The following is a 19,382-nucleotide window of genomic DNA, read 5'->3' as shown; positions in this document are numbered from 1 at the left end:
GAATGCGCACCCTACAAGGGGGAAACATTGGCATTGCGTTAACGAAACACATCATCAATGATTTCAACCTGCTTGCTGCGCAGCGTTTCCGCCAGCCAGCTGCGCTCCAGCGCGCCGGTTTTCGCCAGTTCAAAGTTCTGTTCATCAACAATGAGATAAGCCTGCGCGGCTTCGAGAATGCGCGCCGCATCCTGGCGTGGAATGACAATCACGCCATCTGCGTCGCCCAGCACAATATCGCCTGGGGAGACGTGGATTTTGCCGCAGGCAATTGGCACGTTGATTTCCCCCGGGCCATCCTTGAACGGACCGCCCGGCGTGTGGCCTGCGGCGTAGATCGGGAAATCCATGCGGGATAACCCTTCGATATCGCGTACCGGACCATCCAAGACAATGCCTTCCATGCCGCGTTGTTTGGCGTAGGTCGCCATTACTTCACCCATCAATGACTGGCTGCGATCGCCTTCATTCGACAGGATGATCACATCGTTACGGCCCGCCATGTCTAACGCTTTGTGCAGCATCAGGTTGTCGCCAGAGCGGGCTTTGACCGTAACGGCCAGGCCGCACATCACTGGCTGGCGCGGCGCGGTTTTCAGACTGATCTCGGCCGAGAGTGCGGGTAAGCGGCTCATGCAATCGGCTACCACCGCAGCCGGTAAACAACGGAATGCTTCCAGCAGCGGTTCGGCATCGGTGGGACGACGTAAATAGATTCGGTTTCCTGCGCTCATATTTATTCTCCTGTTAGAAACGTGTTTGGCGATATTTAACGGGTAATTTAAATGGAAAATAAAATTGCTTATTATTTTATTTTTTAGAGGACGTGTCGGGCGCTAACACGCTGAATCAGCGGGTTAATGAAAAGCTTATGTGATTGGGTGAGAGATGGCTATCGCATGTTACGGCTAACAAAATCAGGATCACGAATTAATATTTTAGTGTTATTTAACCTGCTGATAATTAATTTTATTGGATTTTATTATGGTCAGATAGATTAAAAATATTGGCAGAGTGAAAATATAGAAATAATTAATGCCGAATGATGGAATGTTTTAAGAGAGAGGGGAAGAGTTGTCGAGAAAAACTGGCAGGCGCAGAAAAGCAAAAACCCAGCCATAAGCTGGGTTTTCTAAATGTTGGTGCCCGGACGCGGAATCGAACCACGGACACGGGGATTTTCAATCCCCTGCTCTACCGACTGAGCTATCCGGGCAACGGGGCGCATTAAACCCTAATGGCTCACAGCCGTCAACGGCTTTCGTCAAAAAAACGTAGCAATCGTGATTGATTGCTGGCTTTTCAGACAAGATGGATAAAAAGGCTACGCCAGTGCGCCATTCTGACGACACAGCGCAATGCCGAGCACATCTTCCGCTAAGCGGCGCGCCGTTTCCACATCCTGTACGTTGCGTTTCACCAGCAGTTTGCTCAGGCAACCTTCCAGAATCAACTCCATCTGATCGGCCACCATGGTGGGATTATCCAGCGCTAAATCGACCAGAATTTCATGGGTAAACTGCCAGGAGCTGCGTTTTTGCTGTTCGGCTAACTGATGGACGGGCTGATCGGGCTGCGGGTAGAAACTACAGGCGGCGATAAACAAACAGCCCGGAAAGCGGCCTTTGCTAACGTATTCGCTTAGCACTTCGTAGCGCGCCAACAGCTTTTGTTCGGCGCTGAGATGGTCATTGAGTTGAACCTGGCGGCGCCAGCTATCAATTTGCTGGCCGTGATAGCGCAATGCGTCGTAGAGCAGGGCGTCACGATCGGGCCAGAAGCGCGTGAGCTGCTCCGCTTCAAGGCCGCTTTCGCCCGCCAGCTGCGCTAAGGACGTGGTGGCGGCCAGGCCGCTCTGTTCGAGCACATTCAGCGCATGCTCGAGTATTTGTTCACGTTGCAAGTGACTCTCCTCTGGAATGCGGGCCCGCTCGAGGACGAACGGGCAGTGTCCTGCAGACAGTGTCGTTTAACGCGACACATTGTGCAAATGCGCACGGAAATCGGCGGCGTTAAGGAAGCCGGTAACACGCGAATCGGGAATCTCGTTGCCTTGCGCATCGAAGAACAGAATGGTCGGCAAGCCTAACACCTGCAGATGCTGAAGCAGCGCATTGTCCTGCGCGTTGTTGGCGGTGACATTGGCCTGCAGCAGCTGCACCTGGCTCAGCGCGCTACGCACGCCATCGTCGCTAAAGGTGTATTTCTCGAACTCCTTGCAGGCGACGCACCAGTCGGCATACAAATCGACCATGGTGATGCGGCCCTGCGCCTGCTGTAGCGCGCTCTCGAGCTGATCGCTGCTGCTGATGGTGTGGAACGGCAGATGCGCCACGGCTTGCGCGCTACTGCCGCTGCCAAATGCCCAATCCTGTAAGGGGCGAGCGCTGACGAGCGCAGCGGCCAGCATGATGATCTGCAGCACCCGCCATTTGCCGGTCGCCCGCAGGCTGAGGCTGAATGCCCAGGCGAAAAACGCCACGCCGAGCAGGCTCCACAGACGTAAGCCCCACATATCGCCAATGACTCGTTCCAGCAGAAAAACCGGCAGCGCCAGAATCACAAAGCCAAAGCCCTCTTTCACCGTTTGCATCCACGGCCCACTTTTCGGCAGCAGCTTGTTGCCAAACATCGTCACGGCAATCAGCGGCAGGCCCATGCCGAAGGCGTAAAGCCACAGCGTGCCGGCACCGGCCCACAGATTTCCGCTCTGTGCGATATACAGCAGAATGGCGCTAAGCGGCGCGGTGGTGCAGGGCGAACAGATCAAACCTGCCAAAGCCCCCATCATAAACACGCCCGGCAGCGACCCGCCTTGCTGACGATTGCTCCACAGGGTGAGGCGGGTTTGCAGGCTGGAAGGCAACTGCAGCGAGAACAAGCCAAACATCGACAGCGCCAGCACGATGAACAGCGCCGATAAGCCAATCAAGACGTAAGGATGCTGTAGCGCCGCCTGGAAGCGTAACCCCGCTGCCGCGACCACCATGCCGAGCACGGTGTACGTCAGCGCCATGCCCTGCACGTAGACCATCGCCAGCGCAAACAGCCGTCCCATGGAATAACGGCGCGGGCCACCCAAAATGATGCTGGAGATCAGCGGATACATCGGCAGCACGCACGGCGTGAAGGCCACGCCAACACCAATCAACAGCGCCCACAGCGGGGAGAACGGCAGCGGCGTGCTGTGATTCGTTGGCTGCGCGCTGGCTGCGGGCGCATCCTGATTGGCGGCCACTGCACTTAGCGGCACACTGCGGGTTTCGGGGGGATAACAAAATCCAGCGGCAGCGCAGCCTTGATACGTCACGGTGACGGTCGCACCTGCATCGGCCTGGCGCAGGGTGATCGGCAGCTGCAGATCCTGCGGATAGATTTCACTTTTGCCGTAGAACTCATCTTCGTGCGGCTGGCCCGGCGGCAAGCTAAGGGGAGAAATCTGCGCCTTGTGCGGCGTGACGTGGATTTGCTGGCGATAAAGATAGTAGCCATCCTTCACCTTCCAGCTTAGCGTCAACTGATTTCCCTGCTGGCTGAAATCAAAGGCAAAGGCCTGATCGACCGGTACAAAGCGGCTGTTGTTGTTGGATGGGAAGAGTGAGGCTTGTGCCGGAAGGCAGAAGACCAGCGCCAGGCAAAAGCCGGCAAGGCGAAAGAGTCGTGCAGCCATAACGAATGAATCAGCTCCGGTGGCGAATAAGCCGCGATGATAGCACGGCCGCCTCGCCACGAGGTTTTCAGGATGTAACGGCGCTACAGGATCAGGCTGCCGAACAGGAAGCCAAACGCCACCGAGAAGGCAATCGCCAACACGCCGGGGATAATAAAGGAGTGATTGAACACAAACTTGCCGATACGGGTTGAGCCCGTGTCATCCATTTCCACCGCCGCCAGCAGCGTCGGGTAGGTTGGCAGCACGAACAGCGCGGATACCGCAGCAAACGAAGCCACCGCCGCCAGCGGCGACACACCAAGCATCAGCGCGGCGGGCATTAAGGCTTTGGTGGTCGCGGCTTGCGAATAGAGCAGCGTGGCGGCAAAGAACAGCACCAGCGCCAGCATCCACGGATAACTTTGCAACATATCGCCGGCCAGGGTTTGGATATCGGCCAAATGCGCTTTAACAAAGGTATCGCCCAGCCAGGCCACACCCATCACGCAGATACAGGCGCTCATGCCGGATTTAAAGGTGCTGGCGCTGAGAATTTCACCGGTATCGACTTTGCAGGTCAGGCAAATCAGCGTGGCAACGGTGAGCATAAATACCACGATAGCTTCGTTGCGCGGCAGCACGGGATTGCTGATCAGCCCAACGCTGTCGCTGATCGCCGTGGCATACAGTACCACCGCGGCGATACCGATCAGGAACAATAGCACTGCGCGTTTCGCCCCGGGTTTGATGTGGTAAACCTGCTCACCGCGTAGCTTTACCTCGCCTTTTGCTAAACGCGCCTGATACACCTCATCCTCTTTGAGCTCTTTGCCAAGGAAGCTGGTGATGACGGCAGCACAGAAGATTGCCGCCATGGTTGACGGCAGCGCTACGCCGAGCAGCGCCAGATAACTCACGCCGTGTGGCTCGAGGACAGAAGCGAAAAACACCACCGCAGCCGAAAGCGGCGAGGCGGTGATGGCGATTTGCGAAGCAACGACGGCAATCGATAACGGACGGGAAGGGCGCACGCCTTGCTCTTTTGCTACTTCGGCAATCACCGGCAAGGTGGAGAAAGCGGTGTGGCCGGTGCCTGCCAGCAGCGTCATGATATAGGTCACCAGCGGCGCAAGGAAGGTAACGTAGCGGGGATGGCGACGCAGCAGGCGTTCTGCTAATCCCACCAGATAATCCAGGCCGCCGGCGATCTGCATCGCCGCGATCGCCGCGATGACTGCCATAATTATTTCAATCACATCAAACGGGATGGCACCGGGTTTAAGGCCGCAAAACAGCGTCAGCGCCAGCACACCCAAGCCGCCCGCGAAACCAATGCCGATGCCGCCCAGTCGCGCACCGAGCCAGATCGCCAGCAGCACAATCATCAACTCTACTATTACCATTCATTCCACTCCCTGAGCCGCGGACACACCGAAGTGTTGCCGCCAAAATGAAAAAAGCACGCCGCATTGTATACGGGCGTGCTTTTGGCAACGTGATCTGGAGCGGATTACTGTTCGTTTTCGTCGGTGTAACGTTTCGCTTTATAAACCGGATACATCAGGTTCTGGATAGAGAAAATATCGTCCAGCTCCGCTTCGGTCAGCAGGCCGCGCTCCAGCACCACTTCCCGCACGCTTTTACCGGTTTCGGCACAAATCTTACCCACGATATCGCCGTTATGGTGGCCAATATACGGGTTGAGGTAAGTAACAATACCGATTGAGTTAAACACGTAGGCTTCACATACCGCTTTGTTCGCGGTGATGCCGTTAACGCATTTTTCCAGCAGGTTGAAACAGGCGTTGGTCAGAATGCTGATCGATTCGAACAAGGCCTGGCCAATGACCGGCTCCATCACGTTCAGCTGCAGCTGACCGGCTTCAGATGCCATGGTGACCGTGATGTCGTTACCAATCACTTTAAAGCACACCTGATTCACTACTTCTGGTACGACCGGGTTCACTTTGGCGGGCATGATGGAAGAACCGGCCTGCAGTTCGGGCAGGTTGATTTCATTCAGGCCAGCGCGTGGACCGGAGGAGAGCAGGCGCAGGTCGTTACAGATTTTCGACAGTTTCACCGCCAGACGTTTCAGCGCAGAGTGGACCATCACATAGGCACCGCAGTCGGAGGTGGCTTCAATCAGATCTTCTGCCGGCACCACCGGCAGATTGCTCACTTCCGCCAGACGCTGTACCGCCAGCTGCTGATAGCCATCCGGCGTGTTCAGACGGGTACCGATTGCCGTTGCGCCAAGGTTCACTTCCAGCAACAGTTCGGCGGTACGCAGAATACTGCGCGTCTCTTCATTCAGCAGCACGTTAAACGCGTGGAACTCCTGGCCCAGCGTCATCGGCACCGCATCCTGCAACTGGGTGCGGCCCATTTTCAGGATGTTTTCGAATTCGACGGCCTTACGCTGGAAGCCTTCGCTCAGCTGGTTGATGCCATCGAGCAGTTTCAGGATCGAAGCATAAACCGCGATGCGGAAACCGGTTGGATAAGCATCATTGGTCGATTGACACTTATTCACGTGATCGTTGGGATTAAGATACTGATATTCACCCTTTTGGTGGCCCATCAGCTCCAGACCGATGTTGGCCAGCACTTCATTGGTGTTCATGTTAACCGAGGTGCCCGCGCCGCCCTGATAGACGTCAACCGGGAACTGATCCATGCATTTGCCGTTATTCAGCACCTCATCACACGCCTGGATAATGGTGTTTGCGATGTTGCGGGGAATGGTTTGCAGCTCTTTGTTGGCGAGCGCGGCTGCTTTCTTCACCATGACCATACCGCGAACAAATTCCGGTATGTCACTGATTTTATTATTACTAATATAGAAGTTTTCAATCGCACGCAGAGTATGAACACCGTAGTAAGCATCTGCTGGAACTTCGCGCATGCCTAACAGGTCTTCTTCGATACGAATGTTGTTCGCCATGATTACCTTCTTATTATTGCTGCCTTGTTACTACCGGGCGTCCGGTTGGACGGGCGGCAAATAACGTGCAGGTGAAGCGATTATATTGTCGTGGAATGTCAGCGCCGACATATTATCCATCTTCGCGCTGACGGGCACGATCATATTCTGATGTTACAGAATTGTTTGTGCACAGATCACTTTACGGGCATTTGCAGGCCCAGCGGTAATAACGATATGTGATGTACTTCGCAATTTTAAGTCAGTGGGAAAAAAATGGCAGGTTCGGTTGAAATTGCCCGTTCAGATGCCCATCTCTATCCATACGGTCTTGCAGACCAACCCTTTCTGCTGCCTGGCGATTTGCGGGGCAGCTCCAACTCACAGGAGAATTCGGTGCGCTGGTTACCGTTATTGATTTTTTTCGTATTAGCCTGGATTGAAATCTCAATCTTCATTCAGGTCGCGCATGCGCTGGGCGTGCTGCTCACCATGCTGCTGGTGATTTTTACCTCGGCGATTGGCGTTTCGCTGGTGAAGAATCAGGGCATGAAGAACTTCCGGCTGATGCAGGAGAAGCTGGCGCGCAATGAAAGCCCGGCGGCAGAGATGACCAAGAGCGTTTCGTTAATCATCTCCGGCTTCCTGCTGCTGTTGCCTGGTTTCTTCACCGACTTCCTCGGATTATTGCTGCTGCTACCACCGGTGCAGAAGCATCTGACGCTGAAGCTGATGCCGCATCTGCGCGTATGGCGCGGCCCGGGCGCCGGTCCCGATGCGGGATTCACTGTGGACGGTGAATACGAGCGTAAGGATCAAGATCGGATTGGTCACGATAAAGACCAATAAGCGAAAGAAGGCGGCGCAAGCCGCCTTTTTGCTGCATTTTTCGCCATCTGTTGCAGAAACGAAAATATTTATATTTTTTGCCCTTGAAAGCCCACTTATTGCCCCTATCTCTTCCAGCACGAGGCCGGAAGCCAAGCAGTCCGGTTCTAACCCAAAAAATGAATGATTGGACTTCTCAAAGGAGAGCTATCAAATGAAAATTCGTCCATTGCACGATCGCGTCATCGTCAAGCGTAAAGAAGTTGAAGCTAAATCAGCGGGCGGCATCGTGCTGACCGGTTCAGCTGCCGGTAAATCTACCCGCGGTGAAGTCCTGGCTGTTGGCAAAGGCCGCATCCTGGAAAACGGTGAAGTTAAGCCTTTGGACGTGAAAGTGGGTGATCTGGTGATTTTCAGCGAAGGCTACGGTGCTAAGACCGAGAAAATCGACAACGAAGAAGTTCTGATCATCTCCGAAAGCGACATCCTTGCGGTTGTTGAAGCGTAATTTACGCGTAATTCACTGAACGAAACGAATTTAAGGGATATTTGAAATGGCAGCTAAAGACGTAAAATTCGGTAATGACGCACGCGTAAAAATGCTGCGTGGCGTAAACGTACTGGCAGATGCAGTAAAAGTTACCCTGGGCCCGAAAGGCCGTAACGTGGTTCTGGATAAATCTTTTGGTGCACCGACCATCACTAAAGATGGTGTTTCTGTGGCGCGTGAAATCGAGCTGGAAGACAAGTTCGAGAACATGGGCGCGCAGATGGTGAAAGAAGTGGCCTCTAAAGCGAACGACGCAGCAGGCGACGGCACCACCACCGCAACCGTATTGGCTCAGGCGATCATCACTGAAGGCCTGAAAGCCGTGGCTGCGGGCATGAACCCGATGGATCTGAAGCGCGGTATCGATAAAGCGGTTATCGCTGCGGTTGAAGAACTGAAAACCCTGTCTGTGCCTTGCCAGGATTCACGCGCCATTGCTCAGGTAGGTACCATCTCTGCTAACTCCGATGAAACCGTGGGCACGCTGATTGCTGACGCAATGGATAAAGTGGGCAAAGAAGGCGTTATCACCGTTGAAGAAGGTACCGGCCTGCAAGACGAGCTGGACGTGGTTGAAGGTATGCAGTTTGACCGTGGCTACCTGTCGCCGTACTTCATCAACAAGCCAGAAACGGGTGCCGTTGAGCTGGAAAGCCCGTTCATCCTGCTGGCTGATAAGAAAATCTCTAACATCCGCGAAATGCTGCCAGTGCTGGAAGCCGTTGCGAAAGCCGGTAAGCCACTGCTGATCATTGCAGAAGACGTGGAAGGTGAAGCACTGGCAACGCTGGTGGTTAACACCATGCGCGGTATCGTTAAAGTGGCTGCGGTTAAAGCACCTGGCTTCGGCGACCGTCGTAAAGCGATGCTGCAGGATATCGCTATCCTGACCGGCGGTACCGTTATCTCTGAAGAGATCGGTATGGAGCTGGAGAAAGCGACCCTGGAAGATCTGGGTCAGGCAAAACGTGTTGTCATCAACAAAGACACCACCACCATCATCGATGGCGTGGGCGATCAAGGCGCGATCTCTGGCCGCGTAACGCAGATTCGTCAGCAGATCGAAGAAGCGACTTCTGATTACGACAAAGAAAAACTGCAGGAGCGCGTAGCGAAACTGGCAGGCGGCGTTGCCGTGCTGAAAGTGGGCGCAGCGACTGAAGTTGAAATGAAAGAGAAGAAAGCGCGCGTTGAAGATGCCCTGCACGCGACCCGTGCTGCGGTTGAAGAAGGTGTGGTTGCGGGTGGTGGTGTGGCGCTGGTTCGCGTTGCTGCGAAAATCGCCGCATCTGGCCTGAAAGGTGATAACGAAGATCAGAACGTAGGTATTAAAGTTGCGCTGCGCGCAATGGAAGCACCTCTGCGTCAGATCGTCTCTAACGCCGGTGAAGAGCCTTCAGTTGTGGCTAACAACGTGAAAGCAGGCGACGGTAACTACGGTTACAACGCGCAGACTGAAGAGTACGGCAACATGATCGACTTCGGTATCCTGGATCCAACTAAAGTGACCCGTTCTGCGCTGCAGTACGCTTCATCGGTTGCGGGCCTGATGATCACCACCGAAGCGATGGTGACTGATCTGCCGAAAAGCGACGCACCTGATTTAGGTGGCGCTGGCGGTATGGGTGGCATGGGCGGAATGGGCGGCATGATGTAATTGCCCCTGACGGCTTAAGCCATCTGAAAAACCCTCGATCGGAAACGGTCGGGGGTTTTTCTTTTGCGGGCGAACAAGGTATAAGTAAGGGCGCAATACTTCGGCTTTACGGGTTTAGGGCAATGAATGTTCAGAAAAAAAGTGCGCTTTTCTGCTACGCTGCCGCCCGACACTGATGATAATAAATGGGGATTACAATGCGGATTAACCTCTTGCTCGGACTGGCAGTGGGAACTTTACTGCTGGCGGGTTGCAGCAGCTCCAATCAACTGAGTGCCGGCGGCGAACGCGTGACCTTCGTCGACCAACAGCCAGCCAGCCAATGTCAGCTGCTGGGAACGCTCACCGGCTCACAGAGCAACTGGCTGAGCGGTTCTGGCGGGGAAGGCAGTTCACTGCGCGGCGCGGCAAACGACCTGCGCAATCGCGCGGCGGAAATGGGCGGCAACGTGATTTATGGCGCCACCAGCCCGACGCAAAATCTGCTGTCAGCTTTCGCTCCCCTCGACAGCAAAATGTCCGGCCAGGTGTATAAGTGTCCGTAATGTGCCGTCGTAAAAAAAGCCGCGAATGCGGCTTTTTTTATTCCTGGCGCAGCTGTAAATCCAGCGGCGTTTTGCTTGGCTCGCCACCAATTTCTCGTGCCAGTTTCGGTACCATATAGCCAGAGACTTTCGCCAGCAGCTGGCGAACCAGGGTGCGTGCTTCCTCATCAGAAACAAAGAAATGTGCCGCGCCCTGTACCTTATCCAGCACGTGCAGGTAGTAGGGCAGAATGCCGGCGTCAAACAGTGCGTTGCTGAGATTTGCCAGAATCTGGGCGTTGTCATTCACTCCGCGCAGTAGCACGCTCTGATTGAGCAGCATAACGCCCGCCCGCTTCAGCATCTGCATGCCGTGACGTAGCTCATCGTCAATCTCCTGCGCATGATTGATATGGCTTACCATCAATACTTGCAGACGCGTTTCCGCCAGAATCTGACACAAACCTTCGGTAATACGTGCGGGGATCACCACCGGCAGGCGGCTGTGAATGCGCAGGCGCTTCAGGTGGGGAATTTTTTCCAGCGCCGTAACCAGCCATGCCAGCTCGTGATCTTTGGCCATCAGCGGATCGCCGCCCGAAAAAATGATCTCGTCCAACTCGGGATGCGCGGCGATGTAATCAATGGCCGCTTGCCAGTTGCGCTTGTTGCCCTGGTTATCCTGATAGGGGAAATGACGGCGGAAACAGTAGCGACAATTGACCGCACAACCGCCTTTTACCAGCAGTAGCGCACGATTTCGGTATTTATGCAGTAAACCGGGCACAACACTGCTTTGTTCGTCCAGTGGATCGGTGCTATAACCCGGCGCATCAATAAATTCCTGACGGCTGGTCAATACTTGCAGCAGCAGCGGGTCGGTGGCATCGCCTGGTTTCATGCGTGCGATGAAGGCCCGAGGTACGCGTAAGGCGAAAAGCTTGCGCGCATCAGCGCCTGCGGCCAGATTTGCATGCTGATCCAGAGATAAAAGTTGCAGTAATTCAGCAGGTTCGGTGACAACATCAGCGAGTTGCTGTAACCAATCTTCTCTGACAGGGGGATTTAGGGTTACAATGTGTGCCATTTTTTTGGCTATTTACCAGTTCAATATTTACAGAGGGCCTTTATGGCGACTTATCTTAGCAACGATTTCCGTCCCGGTCTTAAAATCATGTTCGAAGGCGAGCCATATGCCATCGAAGCCAGTGAGTTTGTTAAGCCGGGTAAAGGCCAGGCATTCGCACGCGTTAAAATGCGTCGTCTGCTGACCGGTTCTCGCGTTGAGAAGACCTTCAAATCCACTGACTCTGCCGAAGGCGCAGATGTTCGTGATATGACGCTGCAATATTCTTACAACGACGGCGACTTCTACTACTTCATGCACCCGGAATCTTTCGAGCAGTATCAGATCGAATCTAAAGTGCTGGATGACGTGACCAAGTGGTTGCAGGACAATGCGGATTGTATCGTTACCCTGTGGAACGATAAAGCGATCGCTGTTCAGCCACCGAACTTCATCGAAGCGGAAGTGATCGAAACCGATCCAGGCTTGAAAGGTGATACCGCAGGTACCGGCGGCAAGCCAGCAACCCTTTCAACGGGCGCAGTGATCAAAGTGCCACTGTTCGTGCAGATTGGCGAAGTGGTAAAAGTTGATACCCGCTCTGGCGAATACGTTTCTCGCGTAAAATAATCGTCAAATCAGGCGCATCGGTGATGCGCCTTTTTTCTTCGCTGTGCCTCTGCTTCACTCTTTTCCTGCCGTTGAATCCGCATTTTTCCAAATCAAGACTATGCTTTAAGAGCTGTACTTTTACTGCAACCAAAAAGGATATGGCTATGTTAAAGAAAAGTATTGTCGCGATTTTTTCCGTGCTGGTGCTCTCTTCCGTTCTGACCGCCTGTAACACCACGCGTGGTGTCGGCGAAGATGTTTCGGCGGGCGGTAAGGCAATTCAGCGCAGCGCACAGTAAGATACCCCGGTGTGAAAGCTGCTTTCACACCGGATCTCTATTTCTGTTCAACCCAAATCAGCTCATCTACCGGGAATCCGGCACTTCTGGCCTGTTCGACCAGGCGCTTTTTAACACCTTCATCTAATTGTGGCGTGCGTGAGAGAATCCATAAGTAGCTACGATTCGGGCCGCATACCAGCGCATAGCGATAGTCCGGATCCAGCGCTATCACGTTGTAGCCACCATAGAACGGACCAAAGAACGAGACTTTCAGCGCAGCGCGCTGTTTATCGCCGGTGAAATAGGCTTTGCCAACGCTCTCTTGCCAGCGTTGCTTCTGCTGGTTGAAACCACGATTAACCACTTTCAGGCCACCATCATCGCGCGGGCTATAATTGGCCGTGACCTGCTGTAAACCACGTTCAAAGCGGTGATTAAGACGAGCGATTTCATACCATTGGCCGAGATAGCGCTGACTGTCGAATCCCTCGACCACCGTAACGCCTTTTGGCGGCGTGGTTGAGCATGCAACTGAGAGGAACGCGCTGAGGCTGGCGACGAGAGTTTTCCATGGAGACATTAGGGGATTCCTTCACAATTTTAATGAGTTAAGTATAGCTGCCCGTTACTAAATTGCTGCTGGCATCCGCTGGCGCTGCGGCGTCGTTGTTTGCCATCGCCAATGCGGGTAGACTTCCACCCCTTATTTGTATGAGGAGTCATCAACATGAGCGAAACGGCAAGCTGGCAGCCAAGCGCACCCATTGCCAATTTGTTGAAACGCGCCGCCATTATGGCGGAAATTCGTCGTTTCTTTGCCGATCGCGGCGTGCTGGAGGTGGATACTCCGGCGATGAGCCAGGCGACTATCACGGACATTCATTTGGTCCCGTTCCAGACGCGTTTTGTTGGGCCGGGCGCCGCTGAAGGGCGCGATCTGTGGCTGATGACCAGTCCGGAATATCATATGAAGCGCCTGCTGGCAGCGGGTAGCGGACCGATTTATCAAATGGGCCGCAGCTTCCGTAACGAGGAAGCGGGACGTCACCATAATCCTGAATTTACCATGCTGGAGTGGTATCGCCCGCACTACGATATGTACCGCCTGATGAATGAGGTGGACGATCTGATGCAGCAGGTGCTGGAGTGCGATAGCGCCGAGTCATTGTCATATCAGCAGGCGTTTATTCGTCATCTGGAGATCGACCCGCTGTCAGCCGATAAAGCGCAGCTGCGTGAAGTGGCGCAGAAGCTGGGCGAGGGCGAGTTAGCGAACCGTGAGGAAGACCGCGATACGCTGCTGCAGCTGCTGTTTATGCTGGGCGTTGAGCCGAAGATTGGTAATGATAAGCCCTGCTTTGTTTATCACTTTCCGGCAACGCAGGCGGCATTAGCGGAAATCAGCACCGAAGATCATCGCGTCGCCGAACGCTTTGAGGTCTATTACAAAGGTATTGAGCTGGCGAATGGTTTCCGTGAGCTGACCGATAGCCGTGAACAGCGTCAACGCTTTGAGCAGGACAATCGTCGCCGTGCCGCGCGTGGCCTGCCGCAGCATCCTATCGATATCAACCTGCTGGACGCGTTGGCACACGGCATGCCTGCCTGCTCTGGCGTGGCGCTAGGTGTTGATCGTTTGATTATGCTGGCGCTGAAAGCCAGCGCGTTGAGCGAAGTGATCGCCTTCCCGGTTGACCGCAGCTAATCCATGGGGGCGCGAAAGCGCCCTTATTGGGTGGTGACTGGGGCGGTGACTTCCGGGAATTCCTGAATGGTAACCGGCAGCGTCATCTTCTTTTCATTGCGTAAGATCTGCACGTCAATGACTGAACCCGGGCGAATTTCAGCCACCTGATCCATCGTTTCCTGCGCTGAAATCGCGGTTCTGCCATTCACCTGCAGCAATACATCATTAGCCTGAATACCGGCGCTATCGGCCGGCCCGCCAGGCGTGACGTTACTGACAATAATGCCTTGAACGCGGTCAAGGTTACTGCCCTGACCGTGCAGCGGCGGCAATTCACGCCCGGTAATGCCGATATACCCGCGAATCACCCGGCCATCACGAATCAGCTTATCCATGATTTTGCTCGCCAGCGCAGTTGGAATGGCGAAACCAATCCCTTCCGGCGTTTCGCCATCGCTGCTTTTATCAAAGGTTAGGGTGTTGATGCCCATCAACTCGCCGAGGGAGTTAATCAGCGCGCCGCCTGAATTGCCCTGGTTGATCGAAGCATCGGTTTGCAGGAAGTTTTGCCGTCCGGAAGAGCTCAGGCCAACGCGCCCGGTGGCGCTTATAATGCCCTGCGTAACGGTTTGGCCCAGGTTGTAGGGATTACCGATGGCCATCACTACGTCGCCAATGTGCGCTATGCGTCTGGCATTGATGGGAATGACGGGCAGGTTCGCGGCGCTGATTTTCAGTACCGCCAAATCGGTCATCGCATCGGAACCCACCAGGTTAGCTTCGAAGAAGCGTCCATCCTGCAGCGCCACGATGATTTGGTCGGCATTATTGATAACGTGTTTGTTAGTAAGAATGTAACCTTTGCCGTTCATGATTACGCCGGAACCGAGCGTGGTGATGCCGCGATTATTGTTGCCGTGAGCACTGCGGTTATAGACATTCACGACCGCGGGCACGGCACGGCGCACACCCTGATTGAAACTGACGGGTGCTTCATCATTGCTATTGTCATGATCAAAGGTGATATCGCTGCCGATACGTAGCGCAGGGATCGCGACAAGCAGTAAGCCAGCCACAATCAGGCCCATCACCACAGAACGCAAAAGTTTAAGAAACATGGTGTTATTTCAGGCAAGGGTTAATCGCAGGGCAGAATAGCATGAGAAAGGCGGACAAACACCTGCTTGTCCGCCTGATGCGAGGATTATCGCAGAAGCAGGTAAATACTCTCGTCGCCGCGCACTATGTTCAGTGCCAGCACCGGCGGTTTCCCTTCCAGCACTTTGCGCATTTCGGCCAGCGAGGTGACGTGATTGCGGTTTACGCCGACAATCACATCGTCCTTCTGCAAACCAACCTGCTCGGCCGGCGTTCCTTTTTCAATCGCATCGACTTTCACGCCCTTATCACCGGCTTTGGTCGCACCGTCGCTCAGTGTGGCGCCCTGCAGCGCAGGCGACATGAGCTGTGCGCTGGCGGTGGTTTGCGCGCTCTGCTCCAGCGTGACGTTAACGGTAATCGGTTTGCCTTCACGTAACAGGCCGATTTTCACACTCTGTCCTGGCGGTGTGGTACCCACTTTCACGCGCAGTTCGGCAAAGCTGGTAATGGCTTTGTCATTGATGGAGGTGATGATATCGCCGGCTTTGATGCCCGCTTTCTCGGCGGCCGATTTCGGCAGCACTTCAGAGACAAAGGCTCCACGCTGCGCGTCGACATTAAAAGCTTTAGCAATATCGGCGGTCATCTCAGTGCCTTTAATGCCCAACTGACCGCGCTTCACTTCACCAAACTGAATCAACTGCTGCGCGAGATTCATCGCCATATTGGCGGGGATCGCGAAGCCAATACCGATATTGCCGCCGCTGGATGCCAGAATCGCCGTGTTGATACCGATCAGCTCACCATTCAGATTGACCAGCGCACCGCCGGAGTTGCCGCGGTTGATCGCCGCATCGGTCTGAATAAAGTTTTCCAGCCCTTCCAGGTTCAGGCCGCTACGTCCCAGCGCAGAGATGATGCCGGAAGTGGCCGTTTGGCCGAGGCCGAAGGGATTGCCGATAGCAACGGCGAAATCACCCACTTTTAGCGAATCGGAATCGGCAATTTTTACCTGGGTGAGGTTTTTCGCGCCCTCAATTTGAATCAACGCGATGTCGGTTTGCTCATCGTGACCAATAAGCTTAGCGTCGTATTCGTTGCCATCACTCAACTGCACGCTGATTTTATCTGCACCGTTCACCACGTGATTGTTGGTCAGGACGTAGCCTTTCGCGGCATCGATGATCACGCCAGAGCCCAACCCTTCAAAAGGCTGAGGCTGAGATTGTCCGGGTGCCTGGCCGAAGAAGCGTTTCAGCGGCTCCGGAATATCCTGCGCCTGCTGGCCGGAATCTGTGCCTTCTACATGCACGCTGACTACCGCAGGCAGAACTTTCTCCAGCATCGGCGCCAGGCTTGGCAATGCTTGTCCTTGAATCTGGGCCGGCAGGGTTGCCAACGCGCCAGGGGCGGCGGCCAGACCCATTCCAATGCTCAAGGCTAATGCGCTCAACAGTCGTGCTTGTTTTTTCATTGCTACAACGCTCTCGCTGCGAAAAGAAAAGGGGATGAAAAAGTGTGACAGTTGTTTGGGGCAAGGGTTCGACAAACAAAAAGGGCACAGCCAAGCTGTGCCCCAAAAGGATTATTTACGCGGTGTGCGATCGCTACCCCGTAACAGGCCGGAAGCACCTTCAGAGTAATCGCGCGGCATTTGTACCGGCGCCTGATCGTTATCCGCTTCGGCTTCCGTTAGCTGGTAGGCAAACGGGTTTTTCTCGCCCGGCAGATTTGGCAGCAGATCGTTAGATCCCTTCGCCATGTGCTGATACAGCTGGCGGTAATCATGCGCCATGTTGTCCAGCAGCTCGGCGCTGCGTGCAAAGTGGTTGGTGAGCTCCTCGCGGTAATCCGCCAGCTCAGCCTTCGATTTTTCCAGCTCATACTGCATGCTACGCTGCTCACGCAGCTTCTTGTTGCCAAAACGCATCACTACCGCGCCGACAATAATGCCAATCACTAAACCAATCAGCCCGTATTCCCAGGTCATAATGACTCCCGTGTAATTTCCGTTGTTTCGTAGGGCATTGCTTCTGTTTCAACATCAACTTCAATAGCAGTCACTATACCCAATAATCTCATGGAAGTGGAACTATCGGGCTGCATCGCTTAGTGTAGAGCGGCCTATTTTTCGTCAACCGACCCGTGAATCGGACTTTTTCAGGGATTCTGAGAGAACCATGCAAACCTCATCTCCGCTTGCACGCTATGAGCAAGCGCTGTCGCAGGGCGAGTTTCGCCCGGATGACGTACAACGAGAAGCGATTACCCGCTTAGATGCCATCCAGCAAGGATTGATTGCTCGCCAGCAACATGTTGAACCGGCAGCAAAAGGCCTGTTTGGACGTCTGTCTAAGATAATGAATAAAGAGAAAAGTGCGAGTGATGCTCCGGTGCGCGGCCTCTATATGTGGGGTGGTGTAGGACGCGGTAAAACCTGGGTGATGGATCTGTTTTTTCAGTCAATTCCTGGCGAGCGCAAACTGCGTCTGCATTTTCACCGCTTTATGCTGCGCGTCCATCAGGAGTTGACGCAGCTGCAGGGCCACAGCGATCCGCTGCTGATTGTCGCTGACCGCTTTAAAGCTGAAACCGACATTCTCTGTTTTGATGAGTTTTTTGTTTCTGATATCACCGATGCCATGCTGCTCGGCACGCTGATGGAGGCACTGTTTGCCCGCGGCATCTCGCTGGTGGCAACCTCAAATATTCCGCCGGATGAACTCTATCGCAATGGCTTGCAGCGGGCGCGCTTCCTGCCCGCCATTGAACAAATCAAGCGTCATTGCGAAGTGATGAACGTTGATGCCGGTATCGATTACCGTTTGCGTACTCTGACTTCAGCGCACTTGTGGAATTTCCCGCTAAGCGATGCCACCCATGCTGAAATGGAGCGCATGTTCCGTGCGCTGTCCGGTAAAGCGCGTGAGGATGCGCCGGTGCTGGAGATTAATCATCGCCAGATGCCGACGCTCGGCGTGCATGACGGCGTGCTGGCGATTAATTTCCTGACTCTCTGTGGCGAAGGGCGCAGCCAACACGACTATATTGAGCTCTCGCGCCGATTTCACAGCGTCTTGCTGTATGATGTGCCGGTGATGATTTATAAGACCGAAGATCAGGCGCGTCGCTTCCTCGCGCTGGTTGATGAATTCTATGAACGCCACGTGAAACTGGTCGTGGCGGCGGAAACGTCGCTGTTTGAAATTTATCAGGGCACACGCTTGAAGTTCGAGTATCAACGCTGCTTGTCGCGTTTGCAGGAGATGCAGAGCGAAGAGTATTTGCGTCTGCCGCATCTGCCCTGATGACGTGGCAGAAATCGCAGGATTTAGATGCAAAAAGGTTCGATCTTTGGGTTCGACTTCTCTATAATCTTGCGACCCCACGTTACAGCATCGGTTTTCTTTCCCAAGAACTCGATGTGATCCGGTAACTCACTTGAAGGGGTGGCTTGCTGGGCAAAATGGTCGTGTGAGCCTCAATCGTTTACTTAGCGTTTGGGATTTCACCAACGTGTAACTTTTTATTTGGGTAAGCTTTTCAATGAAAACTTTTACAGCTAAACCAGAAACCGTACAGCGTGACTGGTATGTTGTTGACGCAACGGGCAAAACCTTGGGTCGCCTGGCGACTGAACTGGCGCGCCGTCTGCGTGGTAAGCACAAAGCGGAATACACTCCGCACGTTGATACCGGTGATTACATCATCGTTCTGAACGCAGAAAAAGTTGCTGTAACCGGCAACAAGCGTACTGACAAGATTTACTATCACCACACTGGCCACATCGGTGGTATCAAGCAAGCGACCTTTGCAGAGATGATCGAGCGCCGTCCTGAGCGTGTGATTGAAATCGCGGTTAAAGGCATGCTGCCGAAAGGCCCACTGGGTCGTGCTATGTACCGTAAACTGAAAGTTTACGCAGGCAACGAGCACAACCACGCGGCGCAGCAACCGCAAGTTCTTGACATTTAATCGGGATTATAGGCAATGGCTGAAACTCAAAACTACGGCACTGGTCGCCGCAAAAGCTCTGCCGCTCGCGTCTTCATCAAGCCGGGTAGCGGTAACATCGTAATTAACCAGCGCTCTTTGGAGCAGTATTTCGGTCGCGAGACTGCACGCATGGTCGTGCGTCAGCCGCTGGAACTGGTTGATATGGTTGGTAAATTTGACCTGTACATCACCGTTAAAGGTGGTGGTATTTCTGGTCAGGCTGGTGCGATCCGTCACGGTATCACACGCGCTCTGATGGAGTACGACGAGTCTCTGCGTTCTGAACTGCGTAAAGCGGGCTTCGTTACCCGTGATGCACGTGAAGTTGAACGTAAGAAAGTCGGCCTGCGTAAAGCACGTCGTCGTCCACAGTTCTCCAAGCGTTAATTGTTTGCTGCTTTGGCAGCGGCAATTGGCTCAAAAAACCCGCTTCGGCGGGTTTTTTATTCCCTTTTTTACCAATTATTACCACCAAAAACGCGAGCTTTACCCGCATTTTGCC

The 19,382-nt window shown here is 54.1% G+C and carries 20 protein-coding genes and 1 tRNA gene; 10 read left to right on the top strand and 11 right to left on the bottom strand.

Going from position 1 to position 19,382, the window contains the following annotated elements; genetic code table 11:
* Positions 1 to 38: 38 nt before the first annotated feature.
* The 6 genes from ACIP6T_RS16470 to aspA form a co-directional block, all read right to left on the bottom strand.
* Positions 39 to 734 (bottom strand): RraA family protein, encoded by a 696-nt coding sequence (locus ACIP6T_RS16470; RefSeq protein WP_345827383.1) that lies wholly within the window; start codon positions 732 to 734, stop codon positions 39 to 41.
* Between the two features lie 406 nt (positions 735 to 1,140).
* A tRNA-Phe gene (locus ACIP6T_RS16465) sits at positions 1,141 to 1,216 on the bottom strand.
* Between the two features lie 108 nt (positions 1,217 to 1,324).
* On the bottom strand, positions 1,325 to 1,903 hold the full coding sequence (locus ACIP6T_RS16460; protein ID WP_097095136.1) for a transcriptional regulator: 579 nt from the start codon (positions 1,901 to 1,903) through the stop codon (positions 1,325 to 1,327).
* 66 nt (positions 1,904 to 1,969) lie between these two features.
* Entirely contained in the window at positions 1,970 to 3,670 is a 1,701-nt protein-coding gene (locus ACIP6T_RS16455; RefSeq protein WP_345827381.1) for a protein-disulfide reductase DsbD, read from the bottom strand.
* An 83-nt stretch (positions 3,671 to 3,753) separates the two neighbouring features.
* A complete protein-coding gene (locus ACIP6T_RS16450; protein WP_400458121.1) occupies positions 3,754 to 5,055 on the bottom strand; it encodes an anaerobic C4-dicarboxylate transporter in 1,302 nt (433 codons plus the stop codon).
* A 107-nt stretch (positions 5,056 to 5,162) separates the two neighbouring features.
* The gene (gene aspA / locus ACIP6T_RS16445; protein WP_097095133.1) at positions 5,163 to 6,599 is read right to left on the bottom strand and encodes an aspartate ammonia-lyase; all 1,437 of its coding nucleotides are present in this window, start codon (positions 6,597 to 6,599) and stop codon (positions 5,163 to 5,165) included.
* 375 nt (positions 6,600 to 6,974) lie between these two features.
* Between aspA and ACIP6T_RS16440 the strand changes: the two genes are divergently transcribed.
* The 4 genes from ACIP6T_RS16440 to ACIP6T_RS16425 all read left to right on the top strand — a co-directional run bounded on the left by ACIP6T_RS16440 (position 6,975) and on the right by ACIP6T_RS16425 (position 10,158).
* Complete coding sequence (locus ACIP6T_RS16440; RefSeq protein ID WP_176519199.1) at positions 6,975 to 7,427, top strand: FxsA family protein; 453 nt, start codon at positions 6,975 to 6,977, stop codon at positions 7,425 to 7,427.
* A 193-nt stretch (positions 7,428 to 7,620) separates the two neighbouring features.
* Entirely contained in the window at positions 7,621 to 7,914 is a 294-nt protein-coding gene (locus tag ACIP6T_RS16435) for a co-chaperone GroES (RefSeq protein WP_008104420.1), read from the top strand.
* A 46-nt stretch (positions 7,915 to 7,960) separates the two neighbouring features.
* Positions 7,961 to 9,613: a chaperonin GroEL gene (gene groL / locus ACIP6T_RS16430; RefSeq protein ID WP_097095131.1), complete on the top strand. Its 1,653-nt coding sequence runs from the start codon at positions 7,961 to 7,963 to the stop codon at positions 9,611 to 9,613.
* Between the two features lie 197 nt (positions 9,614 to 9,810).
* Positions 9,811 to 10,158: a DUF4156 domain-containing protein gene (locus ACIP6T_RS16425; protein WP_097095130.1), complete on the top strand. Its 348-nt coding sequence runs from the start codon at positions 9,811 to 9,813 to the stop codon at positions 10,156 to 10,158.
* A 37-nt stretch (positions 10,159 to 10,195) separates the two neighbouring features.
* Here the strand turns inward: ACIP6T_RS16425 and epmB are convergent, their stop codons facing one another.
* Positions 10,196 to 11,224: an EF-P beta-lysylation protein EpmB gene (gene epmB, locus ACIP6T_RS16420; protein WP_097095129.1), complete on the bottom strand. Its 1,029-nt coding sequence runs from the start codon at positions 11,222 to 11,224 to the stop codon at positions 10,196 to 10,198.
* A 42-nt stretch (positions 11,225 to 11,266) separates the two neighbouring features.
* Here epmB and efp point away from each other — a divergent pair, with 42 nt between their 5' ends.
* Positions 11,267 to 11,833 (top strand): elongation factor P, encoded by a 567-nt coding sequence (gene efp, locus ACIP6T_RS16415; protein ID WP_034826669.1) that lies wholly within the window; start codon positions 11,267 to 11,269, stop codon positions 11,831 to 11,833.
* Positions 11,834 to 11,979: 146 nt separating this feature from the next.
* A complete protein-coding gene (locus ACIP6T_RS16410; RefSeq protein ID WP_007886592.1) occupies positions 11,980 to 12,114 on the top strand; it encodes an entericidin A/B family lipoprotein in 135 nt (44 codons plus the stop codon).
* A 37-nt stretch (positions 12,115 to 12,151) separates the two neighbouring features.
* On the opposite strand, the gene ACIP6T_RS16405 is transcribed toward ACIP6T_RS16410, so the two are convergent.
* Positions 12,152 to 12,676, bottom strand: a complete 525-nt coding sequence (locus tag ACIP6T_RS16405; protein WP_097095128.1) for a lipocalin family protein — start codon at positions 12,674 to 12,676, stop codon at positions 12,152 to 12,154.
* Positions 12,677 to 12,823: 147 nt separating this feature from the next.
* On the opposite strand from ACIP6T_RS16405, the gene epmA reads away from it, so the two are divergent.
* The gene (epmA, locus tag ACIP6T_RS16400) at positions 12,824 to 13,801 is read left to right on the top strand and encodes an elongation factor P--(R)-beta-lysine ligase (RefSeq protein ID WP_400458120.1); all 978 of its coding nucleotides are present in this window, start codon (positions 12,824 to 12,826) and stop codon (positions 13,799 to 13,801) included.
* Positions 13,802 to 13,824: 23 nt separating this feature from the next.
* Here the strand turns inward: epmA and degS are convergent, their stop codons facing one another.
* The 3 genes from degS to zapG all read right to left on the bottom strand — a co-directional run bounded on the left by degS (position 13,825) and on the right by zapG (position 16,874).
* Positions 13,825 to 14,901, bottom strand: coding sequence for an outer membrane-stress sensor serine endopeptidase DegS (degS, locus tag ACIP6T_RS16395; protein WP_097095126.1), 1,077 nt, complete (start codon positions 14,899 to 14,901; stop codon positions 13,825 to 13,827).
* 86 nt (positions 14,902 to 14,987) lie between these two features.
* Complete coding sequence (gene degQ / locus ACIP6T_RS16390) at positions 14,988 to 16,358, bottom strand: serine endoprotease DegQ (RefSeq protein ID WP_097095125.1); 1,371 nt, start codon at positions 16,356 to 16,358, stop codon at positions 14,988 to 14,990.
* 111 nt (positions 16,359 to 16,469) lie between these two features.
* Complete coding sequence (zapG, locus tag ACIP6T_RS16385; RefSeq protein ID WP_097095124.1) at positions 16,470 to 16,874, bottom strand: Z-ring associated protein ZapG; 405 nt, start codon at positions 16,872 to 16,874, stop codon at positions 16,470 to 16,472.
* Positions 16,875 to 17,064: 190 nt separating this feature from the next.
* On the opposite strand from zapG, the gene zapE reads away from it, so the two are divergent.
* The 3 genes from zapE to rpsI all read left to right on the top strand — a co-directional run bounded on the left by zapE (position 17,065) and on the right by rpsI (position 19,267).
* The gene (zapE, locus tag ACIP6T_RS16380; RefSeq protein WP_400458119.1) at positions 17,065 to 18,192 is read left to right on the top strand and encodes a cell division protein ZapE; all 1,128 of its coding nucleotides are present in this window, start codon (positions 17,065 to 17,067) and stop codon (positions 18,190 to 18,192) included.
* A gap of 238 nt (positions 18,193 to 18,430) precedes the next feature.
* Entirely contained in the window at positions 18,431 to 18,859 is a 429-nt protein-coding gene (gene rplM / locus ACIP6T_RS16375; RefSeq protein ID WP_007886599.1) for a 50S ribosomal protein L13, read from the top strand.
* 15 nt (positions 18,860 to 18,874) lie between these two features.
* Positions 18,875 to 19,267: a 30S ribosomal protein S9 gene (rpsI, locus tag ACIP6T_RS16370; protein ID WP_007886600.1), complete on the top strand. Its 393-nt coding sequence runs from the start codon at positions 18,875 to 18,877 to the stop codon at positions 19,265 to 19,267.
* Positions 19,268 to 19,382 lie beyond the last annotated feature (115 nt).

Source organism: Pantoea sp. NPDC088449 (genome assembly GCF_044753225.1).
Classification (GTDB): domain Bacteria; phylum Pseudomonadota; class Gammaproteobacteria; order Enterobacterales; family Enterobacteriaceae; genus Pantoea; species Pantoea floridensis.
This window is presented reverse-complemented; position numbering and strand designations above follow the sequence as displayed.

Coding starts and splice junctions, on each gene's coding strand:
- ACIP6T_RS16470 (WP_345827383.1), bottom strand. CDS start 734: ATGAGCGCAGGAAACCGAATCTATTTACGTCGTCCCACCGATGCCGAA.
- ACIP6T_RS16455 (WP_345827381.1), bottom strand. CDS start 3,670: ATGGCTGCACGACTCTTTCGCCTTGCCGGCTTTTGCCTGGCGCTGGTC.
- ACIP6T_RS16450 (WP_400458121.1), bottom strand. CDS start 5,055: ATGGTAATAGTAGAGTTGATGATTGTGCTGCTGGCGATCTGGCTCGGT.
- aspA (WP_097095133.1), bottom strand. CDS start 6,599: ATGGCGAACAACATTCGTATCGAAGAAGACCTGTTAGGCATGCGCGAA.
- ACIP6T_RS16435 (WP_008104420.1), top strand. CDS start 7,621: ATGAAAATTCGTCCATTGCACGATCGCGTCATCGTCAAGCGTAAAGAA.
- groL (WP_097095131.1), top strand. CDS start 7,961: ATGGCAGCTAAAGACGTAAAATTCGGTAATGACGCACGCGTAAAAATG.
- ACIP6T_RS16425 (WP_097095130.1), top strand. CDS start 9,811: ATGCGGATTAACCTCTTGCTCGGACTGGCAGTGGGAACTTTACTGCTG.
- epmB (WP_097095129.1), bottom strand. CDS start 11,224: ATGGCACACATTGTAACCCTAAATCCCCCTGTCAGAGAAGATTGGTTA.
- efp (WP_034826669.1), top strand. CDS start 11,267: ATGGCGACTTATCTTAGCAACGATTTCCGTCCCGGTCTTAAAATCATG.
- ACIP6T_RS16410 (WP_007886592.1), top strand. CDS start 11,980: ATGTTAAAGAAAAGTATTGTCGCGATTTTTTCCGTGCTGGTGCTCTCT.
- ACIP6T_RS16405 (WP_097095128.1), bottom strand. CDS start 12,676: ATGTCTCCATGGAAAACTCTCGTCGCCAGCCTCAGCGCGTTCCTCTCA.
- epmA (WP_400458120.1), top strand. CDS start 12,824: ATGAGCGAAACGGCAAGCTGGCAGCCAAGCGCACCCATTGCCAATTTG.
- degS (WP_097095126.1), bottom strand. CDS start 14,901: ATGTTTCTTAAACTTTTGCGTTCTGTGGTGATGGGCCTGATTGTGGCT.
- degQ (WP_097095125.1), bottom strand. CDS start 16,358: ATGAAAAAACAAGCACGACTGTTGAGCGCATTAGCCTTGAGCATTGGA.
- zapG (WP_097095124.1), bottom strand. CDS start 16,874: ATGACCTGGGAATACGGGCTGATTGGTTTAGTGATTGGCATTATTGTC.
- zapE (WP_400458119.1), top strand. CDS start 17,065: ATGCAAACCTCATCTCCGCTTGCACGCTATGAGCAAGCGCTGTCGCAG.
- rplM (WP_007886599.1), top strand. CDS start 18,431: ATGAAAACTTTTACAGCTAAACCAGAAACCGTACAGCGTGACTGGTAT.
- rpsI (WP_007886600.1), top strand. CDS start 18,875: ATGGCTGAAACTCAAAACTACGGCACTGGTCGCCGCAAAAGCTCTGCC.